This window comes from Nostoc sp., from assembly GCF_036917555.1.
Taxonomy (GTDB): Bacteria; Cyanobacteriota; Cyanobacteriia; order Cyanobacteriales; family Nostocaceae; genus Nostoc.
This window is the reverse complement of sequence record NZ_JBALDD010000047.1, coordinates 1-18,195: the sequence shown is the minus strand read 5'-3', so window position 1 is coordinate 18,195 and position 18,195 is coordinate 1. Positions and strand designations below refer to the sequence as shown.

Genomic DNA, 18,195 nt, shown 5'->3' with positions numbered 1-18,195 from the left:
GATTTGGAATGGCAAGACCTAATTTTTTGGACACGGCTAGAAAAAAGGGTATATTTCGCAAGTGGCAAATTATCCTGTTAGCTTTGCTGGGATTCACTTTCAGCTTTGGTGTTCATCTGCTATCGGCTGCTTCCATTGTCCCAGTTATTGAGAAAGTCCCCCTCCGATCAAGTCAGCCAATTAGCAATGCTTCCATATCCCATACTGAAGTGCCTGAAAGCATAGAACAACTGATGCAGAAGGGCAAGACTTTATACCAATCAGGACAATTTGCCTTTGCGGTGCAAAGTTTTCAGCAGGCTGCACAGGTTTATCAGTCCCAAAATGACGTGCTGAACCAAGCTTTGGCGTTAAATTTTCTTTCCTTGAGTGAGCAAAAATTGGGACATTGGAACCAAGCAAGTGTTGCAATTACAACTAGTCTCGATTTATTAAAGCAATCAAATTTAAGTACTAGTAATGCAAAACACATTCTTGCTCTGGTTCTCAACACTCAAGGCAATTTACAATTAGTACTGGGGCAAGTTGAGAATGCTTTGCAATCATGGCAAAAGGCAGCTAAAACCTATACTGAAATTGGCGATACTGCTGGCAATACTGGTACTTTAATTAACCAGGCTACAGCTTTCCAATCCTTGGGACTTTACCGCCGCACAATGAAAATATTTGAGCAGGTAGAAAAAAATCTCCTTTCCATGCCAAACTCGCTTTTAAAAGCTGCTGGATTGCGAAGTTGGGGGAATTGGCTGCTAGCTAGTGGAGATATAGAAAAGTCTCAGAAAATGCTAGAGCAAAGTTTGGTAGTAGCGCAACAGTTGCGATCGCCACAAGAAGAAAGTTCAACTTTACTCAGTTTAGGCAATGCCGCATTCGCAAGGGGCAAGAGAAATCTCATCAAAGAAAGCACTACCGAGGATAATTTTCTCCCGTCGCGGTGTGGACAAATAGCCATCACCCAAACAGAGGATAGCAATTACTTCAAAATAGCATCTGATTATTATCATAAAATCGCTAATAAGTCAAGTTATCCCATTACTGTTGTACAAGCCCAACTCAATCGCTTGAGTGTGTTGCAGTTTCTTAGGGAACAACCAACGAGCGAATATCTTGGAGCAATTAAATCTGCACTCTCCAATTTAACCCCCAGTCGAGCCGCAATATACGCCAGAATAAATTTTGTCCAGAGTTTGGTTTGTCTTGAAAAGGCACAGAAGCAGACAACAAGAGAAATTTTCAATTCCCCAATCCAAAATCAGGATTTCCAAGCAGGAGCCAAGGAAAGAGCTAAAATCCAAAATCCCGAAGAAATTGTCGAGCTATTAAACATCGCTGTGCAACAAGCCAAAGACATTAAAGACCAACGAGCCGAGTCTTATAGTCTGGGTTATCTGGCTCAGTTTTATGAGATGAAAAAACAATTGTCAAACGCACAGCGATATACCGAGTCAGCTTTAAATCTTGCTCAGATCATAAATGCACCGGATATTGCTTATCAGTGGGAATGGCAACTCGGACGCCTGCTTTTGGTACAGGGAGATTCAGAAAGAGCAGTAGCAGCTTACACCACAGCAGTGGAAACTCTTTATACTTTACGCAGTGATTTGGTAGCTCTTAATCCCGACATTCAATTTGACTTTCGAGATGAAGTAGAACCAGTATATCGTCAATTGGTAGGATTACTTTTGCAATCGAACCAAACCTCGACTGACAAAGCAGTAACTAAACAAGTCAGTCAGAAAAATTTAAAGCAAGCTCGCGATGTGATTGAAGCTTTACAATTGGCTGAATTAGACAACTTTTTCCAAGATACTTGTATTACCATCCAGCCAACGCAGATTGACGAAGTGGTGGACAATGCTAATCCAGTGACAGCAGTTTTTTATTCAATTATCTTAGCAGACCGCATCGAAATAATTGTCAAATTACCGCATTCTCAAGAATTACGGCATTACACGACTTACAAACCCAAAGTTGAAGTAGAAAACACTTTAGAAGCACTGCGACAAAAATTAGAACAACGTTATACATTTCGCGATCGCGAAGACCTTTCCCAAGAAGTATATAACTGGATTATGAAACCTGCCATTGCAGACTTGGAGCAAAGCAATGTCAAAAATCTAGTTTTTGTGATGGATGGTTCGTTGCAGAATATCCCAATGGCCGCGCTTTACGACGGCAAACAATATTTGATAGAAAAATACAGTGTCGCCCTTTCGCCCGGTTTGCAACTGCTAGCACCCAAACAAAAACGGAGACGATTTGAAGCATTAATCGGCGGATTAACAGAATCTCGCCTTGGCTTTAGTTCCCTACCAAATGTCGCCACCGAATTGCAGCAAATAGAGTCTATTATTCCTTCTAAACAACTCATCAACCAAGATTTTACTGAGACTAACATTGGGCAGCAAGTCAGTTCAGTTTCTTTTCCTGTGGTTCACCTAGCAACTCACGGCAAATTCAGTTCTAAAGTTGAAGATACATATATTCTTGCTTGGAACGGCAATATTAATATTAAACTGTTGCGTGAAATACTGCAAACTAGAGAACAAGTGGTAGGGCGCTCCAATCGCGTACCTCCTTCAATAGAATTACTTGTCCTCAGTGCTTGTGAAACAGCGACTGGAGATAAGCGTGCTGCTTTGGGGCTTGCTGGTGTCGCTGTGCGTTCCGGTGCACGCAGTACTCTGGCTTCACTGTGGCAAGTAGACGATAAATCTACCTCTGTTCTGATGAGTGAATTCTATCGACAGTTAACACAAGATACCAATTTAAGTAAAGCAGAAGCCCTACGTCGTGCTCAAGAGTTTGTTTTGAAGGATAAAGGACATCCATTTTATTGGGCACCCTATGTTTTAGTGGGGAATTGGCTTTAGGTGACAGTCACCGAAATAAGCCAGGACACATTTAAATCAAGCAGTTTGTAATTGATTTCTAGGTTGTTGTTTCATTAATGGGTAAGCTTTGGGACGGCGGTTAAAAAAGAAAGTTATGGTCCAATTGGTAAGGGAGGTAACGGTTTAATATTACACAGCGCTTTAGCTATATAGCCAAAGATTGGTCAATCCATAGGTCTGTTGTGGCAAAAACTCTGGAATCGAGAGCCAAAGCCAAAACCACCAAAAGATGAAACCCCGACAGAGAAGAAAAAACGACAAGCAGCAGCCCGAAAGGAAGCCCGAAACCGTCCCTTTGGACTATTGAATCTTACAGGTGGGTAGAAGCACTCACCACTATAGAAAACCTTGTAAGCAAGCACACACGAGTGGTTCATGCTTTCGACCGAGAAGGTGATATCACAGAAGTTTTTGATAAAGTTCGTCAACTTCAGCACTACTTAAAGGTACTCGCGCAAGAAATCAAAGGGATCATCTTCCCAACAAAGTTCAGGTATTAGCCAAAATAAACTACTGTGGATATCAGCTTCAATTTCATCACCGTCATCTCTATCAAATAGTTCTATCAAAGCTGTCCAATCACGTTCTCTGAGAGATGTTATCGATGGGGCATATACCTGGAGATTATTTGAGTAATTCACGTGCAAAGCTGTGCTTAACAGCCGTAAAAAGTTAGTATAGAAATTTAAAAATAATCAGATTCTAGCTTTGACAACTGCAGTTATACCAATTCAAAATTCAAAAAGTCTGATTTAATCTGGCTTTTCAGGTTTGTATCTATCACATTCTTTTTTCAAATCGGTATTAAATAGTTATTTTGATACTATTAAATATGGACTACTCTCATAAGTGTCTCACAATTTAAATAGGACTGCTATAGTATTTATTACATATTACAAGCTGAATTTACTCAGACTAAAAAAATCCTTGAGGCTGAGATTCTATTAATTCTACGCCAAAGACTTCGGCAAAAGATTGTGCTATATAAAAACGCACTTCTTGGCAGGTGATACCTGGAATCCATTCGGCTAAACTGGCTACAGGTTTATCAGAAATACCGCAGGGTACAATCCGCTCAAAGCCTGTCATATCTGGACAAACATTTAACGCAAAGCCGTGCATAGTAATCCAACGGCTGACTTTAATACCAATAGCCGCAATTTTTCGCCCTTGCAACCAAACGCCAGTAAAAGCCGGAATTCTTTCTCCTTGCAATCCATAAATTGCCAATACACGAATTATTACTTCTTCGAGTTGCCGTAAGTACCAATGGAGGTCTTTACGATAACGTTGCAGATTTAAAATTGGATAGCCCACGAGTTGACCGGGACAATGGTAAGTAACCTCGCCGCCTCGTTCAACTCTATGCACATCATACTGACTGTTTACCCTGAGCGAAGCCGAAGGGTCAATATCAAATTTGATAAAATCTGAGTTGCTTCCTTGCCCCAGAGTGTAGACAGGTGGATGTTCTAGCAAAATTAACACATCATCTAGACTGGGGTCATGAATGCGCTCAGTTAGAAGCGATCGCTGCCATCCATGAGCTTCCAAGTAAGGCATTAATCCTTGGTTATATAGCAAACAAATGTTTTTATGTGGTTTATTATTACTATGGATCATGCTAAAATTCAACCGTATAAAGAACTAAATATATTTCAAGTTACAAAATTAGAATCAACAATTGTCAAGCTTTGCAAAGGATTTTAAAGGAAAGTCAAGGGAAGATGCATTAGAAAATACAAAGTGCTAGCTTGAATATATAACCTCAATAGGTTTTAGGAGGAATTCTCTGCAATAAGCATTATGCCAAGACAATAATAAGGAAGAATGTACTGGCTGATGACTTTAATACGATTGTTTGCATTTTAAACGGAATCAAACTTCCACAAAGCCTTGTATTGTTGAACAACAGCAAGCAAACCTCAATCGAACACAGAAGGAGCAACTATCAACAGTTCTGTAAGCATTCCTTTAAAGGAAAAGGTAGTCATAGGAGCTAAAATTAGATTTGCTTAACTCTTGAGTGCTAATTGGATATACAATTAGACATCAGCGCAGAGATGAGGAGGTAAATTAAGAGTATACTTGACAATTCCTCAGATGCAGTAAGCTGAGAGACAGCTTAACAGCAGTAGATACAATATAGTTCACAATTTGTTTTGGCGGGAGTAATAAACCTTACCGCAATTTCTTTTCATACAAAGCAAATTCACACATCCAAAATATTCAGCGGGAGAGTATTACATGAAGCTTGTCATCCACGGCAAAAATATTGAAATCACCGATGCGATTCGTGAGTATGTACATCAAAAAATTGAAAAAGCAGTTAGTCACTTTCAAAGCATTACAAATGAAGTGGATGTGCATCTTAGCGTCGCCCGGAATCCCCGAATTAATCCAAGACAAGCGGCTGAAGTAACTATTTATGCTAATGGTAGCATTATTCGTGCCGAGGAAAGCAGCGAAAGTCTATATGCCAGCATTGACTTAGTTGCAGATAAAATTGCCCGTCAATTGCGGAAATATAAAGAACGGCGTCAAGACCACAAAACTCATACTCAACCAACAGAAGTAGTTATTCCAGAGTCGATAGTAACAGATTTAATTGGCGATCGCACCGCTGAATTGCCCAACGAAGTCGTCCGCACCAAATATTTTTCCATGCCGCCGATGACCATTGCAGAAGCCCTAGAACAACTGCAACTCGTGGGACATGACTTTTATATGTTCCACAATTCTGAAACTGGAGAGATTAATGTAATTTACGAACGTAATCACGGTGGTTATGGTGTTATCCATCCCCGCAATGCTAACGGAAATACTAACGGCAAAAATGGCAAGGCAAATCACACTAATATAGTCATGCCGGAAAAGTCGCATTCGAGTAAATAGGGACTGAGGAATAGAGAGATGCTGGGAGCAGGGGAGAAGTTGCAGTAAGTCTTTCCCCTCTGCACCTCTGCCTCTTCCAATGCCCATTCCCTCATTTCGCAAACTGTTGCAAAATTTTCAGATATTAGAAAAGATTTTGACTTTACAGCTATTTTCAGGTAAATAGACCACGCGGTAGGGGCACAGCATTGCTGTGCCCTTAGGATAGATCTGCTTCAAATACATGAAAATTGCTGTAAAATAGCTCAAACACTTCTTAGTAAATATTTGGCATAGATGAGCTTTTGCCTCCAGAAATTACCTAATAGGTGAGCGTTGGAGTAATGTGAAAATTTGCAGTTCGGCTGCTGGGTCGTCGTGGTATTCAAATAGTTGATATTGTCGCTCAGTCATCGCAGCAAATTTATCCATGACTTTTTGGGTGATGTCTGCACAAGTTAGATAGTAAGGATTGACAGTTTCTCTAGCTTGGAAGTAGACATCAGAGTTTTGTGTTGTACCGTGCAAAACAAGTTTATAGGGGGATAGAGAGGGCTTGCGCGGCAATATGAAAATACACAGTTGATTTTATCTGCCTGATGCATTGCAAGTTGATTGATAACTTCAGTAATATTCAGGCGATGAATCAAGACACTTTTAGAAAAGCTAGTTCAAACTTGTTGCCTTGATGCACTTCACAATCGTCTCGTAGAGAAGCCATCGCCTCCAGTAGAATATAGCCCATCGGATTACAATTCATACTTTTTAGTTATCTAACCCTATTTTTAAGTTAGATAAAAAACTTGAGGAACTTGTGAGGAATTATTTGAATTAAACAGTTTTTTCATCTATTAAAAATAAATTTTCAAAATAGGTTAAACTGCGTATATAAGCTGGCAGAATGTTAGTATCACTCCGCAAAAAGTCTTAATATCTTATTTAAGAATAAGTGTGTTTTGTCAGCATATATCAGATGACGTTAAGGAGGTAACTATCATGCAAAAAGAATATATGGAAGTTTTAGAATCATTAATTAATAAATTGACATTATCTGCAATCTTAGAAATGTTAGAGCGAATATGTCACAAAAAAGCGGAAAATCTGAGAACTCATTGGCAAGATGAGACTTCAGCAAAGCTTTGGGATAAAGCTGCTAGACAGATAGAACAGATAAATGTTGATGTTTGATTGAAGAAGAATTCAGGAATCAGAATCAATGGGTAGGTAATTCAGACCCGCCACTTAATTATTGCACCACTAAATCGGAGATTTAGCGTAGTGTTGTAAGGTTTATTCAGCGTTCGATTAAGTGCTGATGTATTTGCACTGTAGTAACGCAATAATGCTACTCACATTCTCAACAAAAGTGTATTGCTTTATACGCTCATTGATGACCGAAAACGAAAAGGATACAAGCCCCTAAATTTATTTATGGGGATCATTAATTTTGAATTTTGAATTTTGAATTTTGAATTCGGAGCGTACCCCTTTGGGGAAGCAAGCTACACGCAGCGTCTCGTAGAGAAGCGACGTGACTCTGCTATCAATTGGTAGTGCAAAATCACGAGACCATTCATTCCAAGAGCCAAAATAATTTCTAGCAGAAATTCCCGCCTCTTCAAGGGCTATTAATGTATTCGCAGCCCTTGAACCCTTAAAGCAGTAAATATACACAACAGACTCGGAAGTAATACCTACTGACTGACAAATTTCTCGGATTTCATCTGGCGATCGGAACGTGGGAATTTCCGATTCAGAATTCATTAGATGATGCCATGCTAACCATACTGCATTAGGGATTCTACCTTTGCGAGGACAAAAATCAGGATTGTAGGGAGAAGAACTCAACCCAAGCCATTCATTGCGATCGCGCACATCTAATTTAATAATTGCTGGATTTTCAATTGCTTGCAACATCTCGGTGGTAGTCACCATTATGTCAGCATTAGGATGCAATCTAAATATGCTGCTTTCACGCTGCGGTACTTCATCGGTAGTAGGTAATTCTGCCTTTAGCCATGCTCTATATCCTCCGTGTAAAATAGATACCTGAGCGCAACCCAAATATTTCAGTAAGAAAGCTGCTCGACAAGATTGACCATAACCTTTATTTAAAGCATCTTCATAAACAATTAACTGTTCTGCACCAGATATTCCTACGCTGCTCATAATTTCTGCAAAATACTCTTGCAATTCCTTTAATCCTCCTGGGGAAGAATTCTCTAAAAGATAGGTGAAAAAATCTCTAAGATTTATGGCTTGAGAAATATGAGAAATAGCATAATCTTCTTGACTTCGCGTATCAATAATGACAGTTTTTGATGATTTTTCTACTAACAGTAACGTGAGTTCTTGGGGAGAAAGGAGGAGTTTTGTATTCACGCTTTCATGCTTCTGTTATTGTACCATTAGGCATTATCGCCCTTGGTAGATTCGCATTTTGGAATCCAAATTACAGAAGAATGAAGGTTAAATGTTATGAGATAACTTTTGTAGCTACTCTATAGTCATTCAGTGCAGAGCAAGCGGTTCGAGTTGCGATCGTACCGTTTACAATCATCGCTGCTTGTATGTCTCAGGCTAAAATTTTCCCATTTGCTACTGTTGAAGCAGCGCAGTTTTTCGGCAGCTTTGCGAATTGTAACTGCAAAAATGCGATCGCCTGCTTTGGCAGAAGCTAATAAATGACTATTGCTAGCTTTTGACAATGTAGGTATTGGTGACAATATAGAAATGAGAAACAAGATCCCGACTTCGTAAAAGTTGTTGGGGATCTTTAGATTTCATCTTAATTTCATTGGATCATTAGTAAGATCGTTAGAATTAGAAAACTGTTAGGTAAGATTTATGCAACTGCTATTTTTAAGGAATGGCTTTTTGGCGCTAACTTTTACTGCGATCGCTTCAGGCGGTGGGTTAATTACAGGCTGTGCTAGTACTGCTTCCCAGAACCAAAGCCAAGCGCCAAAGGAAACCGCCACTAATGCTAACGACAAGCAGATGATGAATCACGGTGGTGGCATGATGAATCACAGCATGGGAGTGGATTTAGGCCCAGCCGATGCTAATTTTGATTTACGATTTATCGACGCTATGATACCGCACCATCAAGGGGCTGTGGAAATGGCGAATGTTGCTCAGGTGAAATCAAAACGTCCTGAAATCAAAAAACTAGCAGACAATATTATCAAATCGCAAAACCAAGAAATCACTCAGATGAAGCAGTGGCGACAAGCTTGGTATGCCAAGGCGGGAGATAAACCAATGGCTTATGACAGTCAAATGGGTCATACGATGGAAATGTCATCTGACCAAATGAAAGCTATGATGATGAGTCAAGACTTAGGTGCAGCCGATGCTGAATTTGATCTGCACTTTATCAATGCGATGATTCCTCACCACGAAGGGGCTGTAATAATGGGGCAAGATGCCTTAAGTAAGTCTAAGCGCCCTGAAATCAAGAAATTAGCCCAAGAAATTGTTAAAGCCCAAGAGATAGAGATTAAAGAAATGCAACAGTGGCGAAAAGCTTGGTACAACAAGTGATACTAATTTGTAATGGCGCTCTCTACGAGACGCTGCGCGGTTGTTTTGGGTCGTTAGCCCCGATAGCTTTCATTGCAGTCAAATTCTAAACGGCATATTCTCAGCGCCATCCATCAAGGCTACTACTATGTACGTTTTTTTGATAATTCAGGACGCTTGATTGCGATCGCAGGTTCTCTTAGCTCGCCTAGATCGGCAATATATCCCATTATGACATAAACTATGTTGCTTGAATGATATTGTCAACGACTTAATTGAGGAATTTGTAGCGATCGCATTTTCTGCTAAAGTAACACTGGCATCTGCAATCAGAGTCGAGCAACCTCTGAATATCGTAGGCGATTCTGACCAGCTTTATCGTCTGGTTTCTAATTTAATTATCAATGCAATTCAATACACACTACAATTCAAAAAGGTGACTGTTGTCTTAGATCGCAGTGAAAATTATACTGTGATTCAGGTTCAAGATACAGGTATTGGCATTCCTCACCAGGAACTGACTCGGATTTTTGATCGCTTTTATTGTGTGAATAGCGATGCCTACGGCGGGCTGCGCCTACGCTTTTGTAAAACTGGCGGTTCTGGATTAGGATTAGCGATCGCTAAGGCAATTATTTAGTCACATCAAGGTAGTTTCAATGTGCAGAGTCAACATAATTAGTAATTATTTTTGAACCCTCTTTAATTACGAATTACGTTAGCGCAGCGTTAGCGAGTCATAGAGCGTCATTACGAATTAGTAATTATTTGGTCAATTAGGCAAAGGTAGCATTTTTACCATTCAATTACCCTTTGATGTCACGCCAATTTACCAATTTAAATTGCTGTATAGTCGCCAGCCTAAATTTAAATAAAATTTTCTTACCAAACTTTACTCATATTCAAAATAAATCCAGGTAATACCAACTCGCCGCTAACACTAGCAGGATTATCTAAACACTCTTCTGGCAATCTAGGACGATAAATATAAACTTGACACTGCTTACGGTCAATCAACCAGCCTAACTGTATTCCTGGCTCATTCATATATTCCTCCATTTTTTCCTTCAAAGTTTGCAGGTTGTCGCTAGGAGATTTGAGTTCGACTACAAAATCTGGACAAATGGGGGCAAACTTTCGCTGTTGTTCTGGAGATAGAGCATTCCACCGTTCTAATTTAATCCAGGAAGCATCTGGAGATCGTTCCGCACCTGTTGATAGCTTAAATCCGGTACTAGAGCTAAAAGTTATACCTGTACCATCTTGTTCTGACCACACCCACAACGGTCCAAATATATTACCTTCTCGGTTTCCTGCCTCTGAACCAGTGGGAGGCATAATTACTAATTCTCCAAATTTATTTCGCTCAATGCGTAAATCACGATTTACCTGACAGAATTCAAAAAATTGTTCGTCTGTCATTTGCATTGATGACGGAATTTGCAAAACCAAAGGGGATGAGAACATAGGGATTTCCTTCAGGTTCGGATGCTAGCCCACTGACTATATTCTCACGCAAAAAACAAAGACGCAAAGTTATATCTTGGCGTCTTTGCTTTTTTATCCAAAATCATTTTCAGATTTACTTGTTCGGCTGAGGAGTTAGCCGCAGATAGGGTTTGACTTCCTCATAACCTTTGGGGAATTTCTCTTTAAGCACTTCTGGATCTTTGAGTGAGGGGACAATTACAACATCGTCTCCATCTTTCCAGTCAGCTGGTGTCGCCACGCTGTAGTTATCAGTCAATTGTAGAGAATCAATCACCCGCAAAAGTTCATCAAAGTTGCGTCCCGTACTAGGAGGATAGGTAAAAGAGAGACGGAGTTTCTTATTGGGGTCAATCACGAAGACCGATCGCACTGTCACAGCTGCATTAGCATTGGGGTGGATCATATCGTAAAGGTCAGCAACCTTGCGATCTGCATCCGCCAAAATTGGGTAGTTAAGGGTGGTGCTTTGAGTTTCTTCAATGTCTCCCACCCAGCCTTTGTGAGATTCTACGTCATCAACGCTGAGTGCGATCGCTTTAACATTGCGCTTGTCAAATTCTGGTTTGAGCTTGGCAACTGTGCCAAGCTCTGTCGTACAAACAGGTGTAAAATCAGCAGGGTGAGAGAACAGCACAACCCAGCTGTCACCTGCCCATTGGTAAAAATCGATGTCGCCGTGTGTTGAGGCTTGCGTAAAGTTGGGTACTGTGTCACCTAGACGGAGAGCCATGAGAGATTCCCTGTAGTTAGAAAGGCATATATATTCTAGTATGCCATCATGACATAAACTCCGATTTCTCAATCGGACTTTAGCAGTTTGAAACAAAATTTTAGGTTATCAACGCTCTCAGATAAAGAAAAAAAAGATGTAAAAACTATTGACTAAAATACACATATATGCATTTAATTAATATGTTTTCCCTACAGATTTTTCTTTACATAGAGGATTGCAAATATCAGGGCGATAGATGACTACAAGCTATTGCAGGTTTAGGCTTATTGAGCTGCAACATTTCCACATTATTGCAGAATTACAAGAAACTTTTTTAGCATAGATACAAGATTTTGAGAAATTTATAAACTGTTAAAAATTAATTTTATAACGCAAGTATTGAGAATAAAGACTACAAAATATTTCTTATTTTTGAATTACTTATAATGATAGTAACCTTTTTAGTGATTGGTGTTATCCTCAGCACAACTGCGAGTTTTGTTTTTGGAGTTCCCCAGTTGATGCCAATTTTAGGTGCTGCTGTCCCTTATCCCATTTTCTTTTTACAAGTACGTCATCAACAATATAAAAGTGCTTTTTGGTGGATGTTACTGTGGGGAGTTTTGCAGAGTATTGCCGTAATTATAGCAACAGCCATCGCACCAGAAACAGCAGCAAAAGTCATCCTCCGTGGACAGTCATACACTACAGAGATGTTGCACTGGATTCGCACGGGAGAAGGTTCAGAAGGAACACTGGGTTCATTTTTACCAGACCATTTATTGCACTACGGGATTTTTTGTATTCTCTGCGTTGTCACCTTAAGTAGCATGGCATTAATATTCGGCACTTGGATGCTGAACTATATGAATTTTTATGTTGCAGAATTAGTAAAAGTTAGTGCTAAACCCTGGCTAGCAGCTATCTTAGGGTGGTATCCGTGGTCAATTTTGCGGATAATCGGGTTTATCGCCACTGGAGTAGCTTTAGCTGCTTTAGGATTAAATCTAGTAACTCGCATCAGAGGCGAAGTTCCGAAATCTCCCTTTCCGAAAACTTATATGTTGATTGGGATTGGTTTTGTAATTGCGGATATTGTTGTCAAAGCAGTTTTAGCGCCTATTTGGCAAAAATTGCTGTTGTCTGCGTTGGGTTAAATTAATTTATTTGCCAGAATTTTCTGGTAGACTTGGATTGTTTGCTTGGCGATCGCATCCCAGCTAAAATTTTCCAAGGCATACTTTTGGGCGTTTAATCCCCGGCGTTGGCGTTCTTGAGGATTTTCCAAAGCTTCTTGTAGTAACTCTACCAATGCTTGAACATCTGTTGCACCTACCCAACCCGACTCGCTATCACGTATCTGTTGACAAATATGCACTTGGTCAGAAATGACTACGGGTACACCTGCTACCATCGCTTCAGCTACAGCAATCCCAAAATTTTCGTAGTAGGAAGGTAAGACAAATAAATCAGCAGCTTGTAGTAAACTAACTTTGAGTTCACCAGTGACAAAGCCAGTAATTGTAGTGTGCGATCGCAATGGTGAATTTTGAATTTGGGATATTATCTTTTGTTCATAATCTGGTTCTTGGGGATTAGTACCAGCTAAGACAAAATGAAACTTATAACCAAGCGCTAACAGCTTCTCTAGCGCCGGAATCAACAAATTCAACCCCTTTTTCGGGTCAATCCGTGACATAAACAGTACTAATGGCATATCCTTTGGTATTTCTAACTGACTACATACATTTTTAATAGAAGATTGACGGGGAATCACACCCAAAGGAATTACCAAATCTGGCGTAGATACTCCAAAACGTTCTGATATTTTAGCTTCTTGGTCGCTGGTAAAATGAATTGCTGCCGCACGAGCTAAATTTTGACGTTCTATAATTGCGGCATAAAGCTGTTTTAATTGCTTCTTCTTCTGTAAATCAGCCGGATCGAGAGTACCCAAAGGACGGAAAATATAAGGTAGCTTTTGCTGACGACATACAAGAGCAGAAGCACTAATTATTGGCGAGAATAGAGCATGAATATGTGCTATGTCAAACTCATGAGCATGACGTTTTAGCCAGTTTAATAAATCTAAAGAAAATTTGTAGCGACGAAACGGCGCGCAACGAAAATAAATTATTTCATAGCCATCTTGTTTAATTGGGCGATTTAAAGGAACATCCAGAGGTGTTTGTCCATTATCGCCATTACTATCAGTTGTGAGAATTGTAACTTCTACTCCCTCTTTTGCTAACGCTGGAGCTAATCCCAGTACCATTTGACTAGGCCCACCGTAAATTAGAGAAATTGAAGGGACAATTTGTAATACTTTAATTTTTTTGTTATTTGTCATCTTTCATTTGTCCTTCATTATTTGTTCTTTGTTATTCAATAATGACTAATGACTAATGACTAACTCTTGATAAAATTCTAATTGCTGTTTAGCCAAAGCTTTATTTGTATATTGAATCATTGCTTTTTGATAACCCATTTCACCGAGATTATGAGCAAAATCTGGTTTATCCATTAATTGAACTAAGCAATTAGCAAGAGCTTGAGCATCACCTTCAGGAAATACTAAGCCAGCATCACCAATTACATAGGGAATTTCCCCTGAATCAGAACCAATCACGGGAACTTGGCAAGCCATCGCTTCAATTAGTACATGACCAAATTGCTCTTTCCAGCCAACAGAAGTTAAGGTTTTAAACTTGTAAGTTGTTTCTGAAGGTAATACTAAAGTACTCATTAAATTGATATAGTTTGCAACTTCGTCATGGGGAACACTTTCGATCAAGATTAGCCGTTCTTGAATATTATTTTGTACCGCGATTTTGAGTAATTCAGTTTGCAACTCTCCTCGTCCAAGTAGTAGTAATTTCCAAGTTTTATTTTTCAATATAATTAAGGCTTGTAAAAGTGTTAACAAACCCTTTTCTTGTACAAATCGCCCAACAAAGCCTACTACAAAATCCTCTTTTTCAATGCCCAACTTAGCTGCTAACTCTGGCTGGGCTTTGGGAGTAAATAAACTTTCATCTACACCCAGTTGTGGCATGACTCGAATTGCCCCTTTATATCCTCGTTCTCGCAAAACTTCTGCTCCATCTTGATTGCCAGAAATAATACCGTGGCTGTGATTGAGATTATATTTTTCTAACAAAGCAACTGGTAATTTCAAATGATATGGTAAATTCCACCAGGTAAAAAATACATTTTTTGCCTTGAGTCCTAATAGCTTATTTAAGGCAATCATTTGAGTATAAGCTAATGCTCTAGAACCTTGTTCTACTTGGATGATTTGCGGACGAAATTGTTTGAATAAAGATATCAAATCAGCGCCAAAGGTAAGGAGTCCCTGATGATTTTGACTAAAATTAGAAACTGGAACTATTCTAAATGTGCCTTCATCACAGTATTCAGTTTCAATAATTCTGTTTTGCACACCGCCGGGTTTCCAGCGCTTTGGCACTACAACTGTAACTTCTATATCAGGTTCTAGTTGAGATAAAGCGCGTAATTTCTCACAGTTGAGGTCTACGATATAAGTGTGACTAGCAACTAAGATTTTCATTGATATTTATTATTTGTCATTTGTCATTTTTTTAAATAACTAATACCCAATGCCCAATACCCAATAACTAAACTTGTTCATCCAATCGACTGTAAATTTGACCATCGTTCCATAATGATTGGATGATAGTACCCAAGGCTTTGAAAAAACCCAAAGTGTAGAAAATAGCGCGAGTGGCAATTTTGATGGGGGAACCGCTTTTGTGACAAGGTGGGCGTCCGAGAACGTGACAGTCAAATAAACGACCATATAAGCGCAAAGCTTGAGTCACAGTCAGGTTTTTCAGCCCCAGTAAAAAATGGTTGTGATAAAAGGTGAGTTGATATTTTAGCGATCGCATACTAATATCATGACAACCCCCTGTTTCTTCGCCTAAATGCACCAGATGGGCCTCTGGGTCGTACCAAATTTTATACCCCGTTTGTCGCAACCGCAAACAAAAATCTGACTCTTCGCGTACTGCACTCCCACCAAATCTCTCATCAAACCTCAATCCATACTTAGTAAAAATTTCGCGGCGAAAAGACATATTGCAACCCCTCGCTGTCAGTACTTGTTGGGGTTTAATGGTATGTACTAAATCAATATGATACCAAGCAATTCCTGGGTCCATAGCTTCGGGAGGCAGATATTCAATCTCTAAATCTCCTCTAGAATCACCTAATTTCATTCTGTCAAAAACCCGACCGGCTACAGCCCCTACCTCTGGGTTTTGCACATAATTTTTCGCATGGGCTGCTAACAATCCAGGGGTTAACTGAACATCATCATCAATAAACAATATTATTTCACCAGATGACCGCCGCACAGCATAATTCCGCGCTCCTGGCAAACTTGCCCAATCTAAGCGCAACCATTTAATTTTACCTGCCTTTGCCATCTCTTCTAGGTAGGCTTGAATTTCTGGTTGGTGTTTTGGAGTTTGGTCTACAATTAAAACTTCAAAATTTGGATAGTCCTGTTTTAAGACATCCACAATGCTATCGCGTAGCGCTTCTTCTCGTCCGTAGGTGGCGATAACTACAGTAACTAATGGCCAATTATTCATAATTTTTATTAAGTAATTTTACAACTTCTATAATAGCCTTGTAAAAATTAATTTTCATGAAATCCAGTAAGTGGCTATTACTTTAATTTACACACTGTATTTTTACGGCTTCTGGAAAACCTCGCTTTCATTCCTCTCCCTGACTACGAAATTGCTTACTCATCACTAAATATCATCAAAAACAAGTGTATGGCGATAATTTCGAGATAGGTTTGAAATACTGAGGTATTTTTGACCTTCAATCATAATCTTTGGCCATTTTTATTTCATTTAAATTGTTTTTAGACGTTTTTTCTTGTTTTTTTGTTGAGGGTTGGCATCTTCCTTATCTTGTTTCTCCAATTCTGGCAATTTAAAAAGAACTCCCGCAAAAAACCAATAATAGGCAGCAACAGGATCGACATCCAGAGGATAATAGTAAGTGTTGTAACTAATAAACAATATAAACACCCACAAAGCTGCTCCGGAACTGCGGAAATTACGGTTCTTTATGGAGCGATAGGTTTTAAAGCCAAGAACTGTTAAAGTTGTTACCAAACCCAGAAACGCTAATAATCCAAAAATTCCCACTTCATAAAGTACTTTCGGGTAGTAGGTTTCTACAAGCTTAGTTTCACCCATCACACGGGCAGAGTTTGTTGCTCGTCCTAAGCCGCTTCCCAATGGCCCGTCTACGTTTTTCCAATTTTCTTCAAATTGCTGGATGATAAAATCTTGAGGTGGTGAGGCGTTCCAACGACTGGCAAAACTATCGGTTCTTTCTTGTACGACAGCAGGGTTAGTTACCATCGCAATTCCCAGAATGAAGGCAAGTCCCACGCCTATGGGGATAAATCGTTTCAGGTTGCCAAGTTGTCCGGTGAGCAATAGCAAAATCCCGAAGCAGATTGGTACTAAAGCTAAGGCGATTCTCTGTCCAGAGATTACAGCATCGATAAAGACTCCCACTAAAGAAGCTAAACCGATTATCCGCCATATTGGGGAGGGATCGTTGAAGCCAGTGGCAAAGGTAAAAAAGGTGCTAGAAATTAAGAACCATGCCCACTGCCAAGGAGCTACAAATGTCCCTGGTAGGCGAATAATCCCTTCTTCGGGACTATATACTAGCGCTCCACCAAAATAACACCGAGCTTCGAGTGTTGCTCTAAATAAGGCATCTCCTTCCAGACCTCTAGTACCTTGACATACACCAGTTAGGAGTAAAAAATATTGAATAAATCCCAGCGCGCAGCAAATCAGTGTGATGACAATCTGGAGGCGCAATAAAAATAGAAAATCCCGCTTATCGCGAATTAGATAGTAGGCACAACCAATCAGGGGGACATAGCCTAAAAATACTTTTAGTCCCAGAATTCCCATGCCTAATGGTATTTCTTGGCGTGCTTTTTCTAATAGTCCCGCACTAGGCGGGTTAAATTGCTGTCCACCATTGACAAACAACAGTGTTAGCACACTGCAAGCTAAAACAATATAAAGTGGGATTTTAATGCCTTTAGGAATAATTATAGGTAGCCCCTGTTTACGGCAAGTCTGCCAAAGTCCAATTAGCGCTGGAACGTAAAAGGCATCTTTAGCTAATTGGAGTATGGGACTATTACCCAAGTAGTAGGTAACAGTACCTCCAATAGGTATGTAAATAATGAAGGCATATAGGGCTTGGCGCGGATATTTGTAGGAAAGGGACATGACTATTATCCCTAAAACGCCGGGGACTGCTGCTTTAATTCCAGCTACGAAAAAAAGTAGAATGCCAACGAAGACACTGCCAAAGGTTGCGGTGGTGAGTAAGCTTGTGAGTTCTTTACGTACTTGGGCAGATTTGCGCTTTTGGGCTAACTGTTCTTTGAGGCTAAGGGTAGAAGTTTCCTTTTTAGCCTGCTTTTTCGATTTTTTAGATTGCTGAGATTTTGATTTAAATTTTGGCATAGTGGCACTGTAGCCTATCAGCCTCGCAAAATACTCCATTATATAGGACTAATATTTGATTTTAACAGGACTTACGCAACTGGCACAGCGATCGCCATTTAACAGTACATATATATTACTGAGAGTGAACGTCCAAAAAGGCTCTTGCTTAAAT

Annotated in this window: 16 protein-coding genes and 2 pseudogenes; 7 read left to right on the top strand and 11 right to left on the bottom strand. The window is 39.7% G+C overall.

The window, feature by feature from the left end:
• Window positions 1–8 precede the first annotated feature (8 nt).
• Window positions 9–2,873 (top strand): CHAT domain-containing protein, encoded by a 2,865-nt coding sequence (locus V7K60_RS18235; RefSeq protein WP_334927233.1) that lies wholly within the window; start codon window positions 9–11, stop codon window positions 2,871–2,873.
• Window positions 2,874–3,074: 201 nt separating this feature from the next.
• Entirely contained in the window at window positions 3,075–3,218 is a 144-nt protein-coding gene (locus tag V7K60_RS18230; protein ID WP_334927232.1) for a hypothetical protein, read from the top strand.
• A gap of 116 nt (window positions 3,219–3,334) precedes the next feature.
• Here the strand turns inward: V7K60_RS18230 and V7K60_RS18225 are convergent, their stop codons facing one another.
• Together V7K60_RS18225 and lipB are read right to left on the bottom strand one after the other, a co-directional pair.
• Window positions 3,335–3,535 carry a hypothetical protein gene (locus tag V7K60_RS18225; RefSeq protein WP_334927231.1) on the bottom strand — a complete coding sequence of 67 codons (201 nt, stop codon included), beginning with the start codon at window positions 3,533–3,535 and terminating at the stop codon, window positions 3,335–3,337.
• Between the two features lie 274 nt (window positions 3,536–3,809).
• A complete protein-coding gene (gene lipB / locus V7K60_RS18220; protein ID WP_334927230.1) occupies window positions 3,810–4,517 on the bottom strand; it encodes a lipoyl(octanoyl) transferase LipB in 708 nt (235 codons plus the stop codon).
• 624 nt (window positions 4,518–5,141) lie between these two features.
• On the opposite strand from lipB, the gene hpf reads away from it, so the two are divergent.
• Window positions 5,142–5,789, top strand: a complete 648-nt coding sequence (gene hpf, locus V7K60_RS18215; RefSeq protein ID WP_334927229.1) for a ribosome hibernation-promoting factor, HPF/YfiA family — start codon at window positions 5,142–5,144, stop codon at window positions 5,787–5,789.
• 339 nt (window positions 5,790–6,128) lie between these two features.
• Here the strand turns inward: hpf and V7K60_RS18210 are convergent.
• Window positions 6,129–6,317: pseudogene (locus V7K60_RS18210) on the bottom strand (hypothetical protein); the annotation flags it as partial.
• Between the two features lie 447 nt (window positions 6,318–6,764).
• Between V7K60_RS18210 and V7K60_RS18205 the strand changes: the two are divergent.
• Window positions 6,765–6,956, top strand: a complete 192-nt coding sequence (locus V7K60_RS18205) for a hypothetical protein (protein ID WP_334927228.1) — start codon at window positions 6,765–6,767, stop codon at window positions 6,954–6,956.
• A 237-nt stretch (window positions 6,957–7,193) separates the two neighbouring features.
• On the opposite strand, the gene V7K60_RS18200 is transcribed toward V7K60_RS18205, so the two are convergent.
• Both V7K60_RS18200 and V7K60_RS18195 read right to left on the bottom strand, forming a co-directional pair.
• On the bottom strand, window positions 7,194–8,150 hold the full coding sequence (locus V7K60_RS18200) for a sulfurtransferase (RefSeq protein ID WP_334927227.1): 957 nt from the start codon (window positions 8,148–8,150) through the stop codon (window positions 7,194–7,196).
• A gap of 125 nt (window positions 8,151–8,275) precedes the next feature.
• Window positions 8,276–8,512, bottom strand: coding sequence for a hypothetical protein (locus tag V7K60_RS18195; RefSeq protein WP_334927226.1), 237 nt, complete (start codon window positions 8,510–8,512; stop codon window positions 8,276–8,278).
• Between the two features lie 103 nt (window positions 8,513–8,615).
• On the opposite strand from V7K60_RS18195, the gene V7K60_RS18190 reads away from it, so the two are divergent.
• Window positions 8,616–9,314, top strand: coding sequence for a DUF305 domain-containing protein (locus V7K60_RS18190; RefSeq protein WP_334927225.1), 699 nt, complete (start codon window positions 8,616–8,618; stop codon window positions 9,312–9,314).
• Between the two features lie 172 nt (window positions 9,315–9,486).
• Window positions 9,487–9,930, top strand: a pseudogene (locus V7K60_RS18185) (sensor histidine kinase); the annotation flags it as partial.
• A 245-nt stretch (window positions 9,931–10,175) separates the two neighbouring features.
• Here the strand turns inward: V7K60_RS18185 and V7K60_RS18180 are convergent.
• Both V7K60_RS18180 and V7K60_RS18175 read right to left on the bottom strand, forming a co-directional pair.
• Window positions 10,176–10,760, bottom strand: coding sequence for a Uma2 family endonuclease (locus tag V7K60_RS18180; RefSeq protein WP_334927224.1), 585 nt, complete (start codon window positions 10,758–10,760; stop codon window positions 10,176–10,178).
• 115 nt (window positions 10,761–10,875) lie between these two features.
• Window positions 10,876–11,514 carry a peroxiredoxin gene (locus tag V7K60_RS18175; RefSeq protein ID WP_334927223.1) on the bottom strand — a complete coding sequence of 213 codons (639 nt, stop codon included), beginning with the start codon at window positions 11,512–11,514 and terminating at the stop codon, window positions 10,876–10,878.
• Between the two features lie 428 nt (window positions 11,515–11,942).
• Here V7K60_RS18175 and V7K60_RS18170 point away from each other — a divergent pair, with 428 nt between their 5' ends.
• Complete coding sequence (locus V7K60_RS18170) at window positions 11,943–12,653, top strand: hypothetical protein (RefSeq protein WP_334927222.1); 711 nt, start codon at window positions 11,943–11,945, stop codon at window positions 12,651–12,653.
• On the opposite strand, the gene hpsP is transcribed toward V7K60_RS18170, so the two are convergent.
• The 4 genes from hpsP to hpsL all read right to left on the bottom strand — a co-directional run bounded on the left by hpsP (window position 12,650) and on the right by hpsL (window position 18,041).
• On the bottom strand, window positions 12,650–13,828 hold the full coding sequence (gene hpsP / locus V7K60_RS18165) for a hormogonium polysaccharide biosynthesis glycosyltransferase HpsP (RefSeq protein WP_334927340.1): 1,179 nt from the start codon (window positions 13,826–13,828) through the stop codon (window positions 12,650–12,652). The two genes, V7K60_RS18170 and hpsP, sit on opposite strands and share 4 nt — an antisense overlap.
• Window positions 13,829–13,891: 63 nt before the next feature.
• Window positions 13,892–15,067: a hormogonium polysaccharide biosynthesis glycosyltransferase HpsO gene (hpsO, locus tag V7K60_RS18160; protein WP_334927221.1), complete on the bottom strand. Its 1,176-nt coding sequence runs from the start codon at window positions 15,065–15,067 to the stop codon at window positions 13,892–13,894.
• A 67-nt stretch (window positions 15,068–15,134) separates the two neighbouring features.
• Complete coding sequence (gene hpsN, locus V7K60_RS18155; protein ID WP_334927220.1) at window positions 15,135–16,115, bottom strand: hormogonium polysaccharide biosynthesis glycosyltransferase HpsN; 981 nt, start codon at window positions 16,113–16,115, stop codon at window positions 15,135–15,137.
• A 270-nt stretch (window positions 16,116–16,385) separates the two neighbouring features.
• Window positions 16,386–18,041, bottom strand: coding sequence for a hormogonium polysaccharide biosynthesis protein HpsL (hpsL, locus tag V7K60_RS18150; protein WP_334927219.1), 1,656 nt, complete (start codon window positions 18,039–18,041; stop codon window positions 16,386–16,388).
• Window positions 18,042–18,195: the final 154 nt, after the last annotated feature.

Coding starts and splice junctions, on each gene's coding strand:
- V7K60_RS18235 (WP_334927233.1), top strand. CDS start 9: ATGGCAAGACCTAATTTTTTGGACACGGCTAGAAAAAAGGGTATATTT.
- lipB (WP_334927230.1), bottom strand. CDS start 4,517: ATGATCCATAGTAATAATAAACCACATAAAAACATTTGTTTGCTATAT.
- hpf (WP_334927229.1), top strand. CDS start 5,142: ATGAAGCTTGTCATCCACGGCAAAAATATTGAAATCACCGATGCGATT.
- V7K60_RS18205 (WP_334927228.1), top strand. CDS start 6,765: ATGCAAAAAGAATATATGGAAGTTTTAGAATCATTAATTAATAAATTG.
- V7K60_RS18190 (WP_334927225.1), top strand. CDS start 8,616: ATGCAACTGCTATTTTTAAGGAATGGCTTTTTGGCGCTAACTTTTACT.
- V7K60_RS18180 (WP_334927224.1), bottom strand. CDS start 10,760: ATGTTCTCATCCCCTTTGGTTTTGCAAATTCCGTCATCAATGCAAATG.
- V7K60_RS18175 (WP_334927223.1), bottom strand. CDS start 11,514: ATGGCTCTCCGTCTAGGTGACACAGTACCCAACTTTACGCAAGCCTCA.
- V7K60_RS18170 (WP_334927222.1), top strand. CDS start 11,943: ATGATAGTAACCTTTTTAGTGATTGGTGTTATCCTCAGCACAACTGCG.
- hpsO (WP_334927221.1), bottom strand. CDS start 15,067: ATGAAAATCTTAGTTGCTAGTCACACTTATATCGTAGACCTCAACTGT.
- hpsN (WP_334927220.1), bottom strand. CDS start 16,115: ATGAATAATTGGCCATTAGTTACTGTAGTTATCGCCACCTACGGACGA.
- hpsL (WP_334927219.1), bottom strand. CDS start 18,041: ATGCCAAAATTTAAATCAAAATCTCAGCAATCTAAAAAATCGAAAAAG.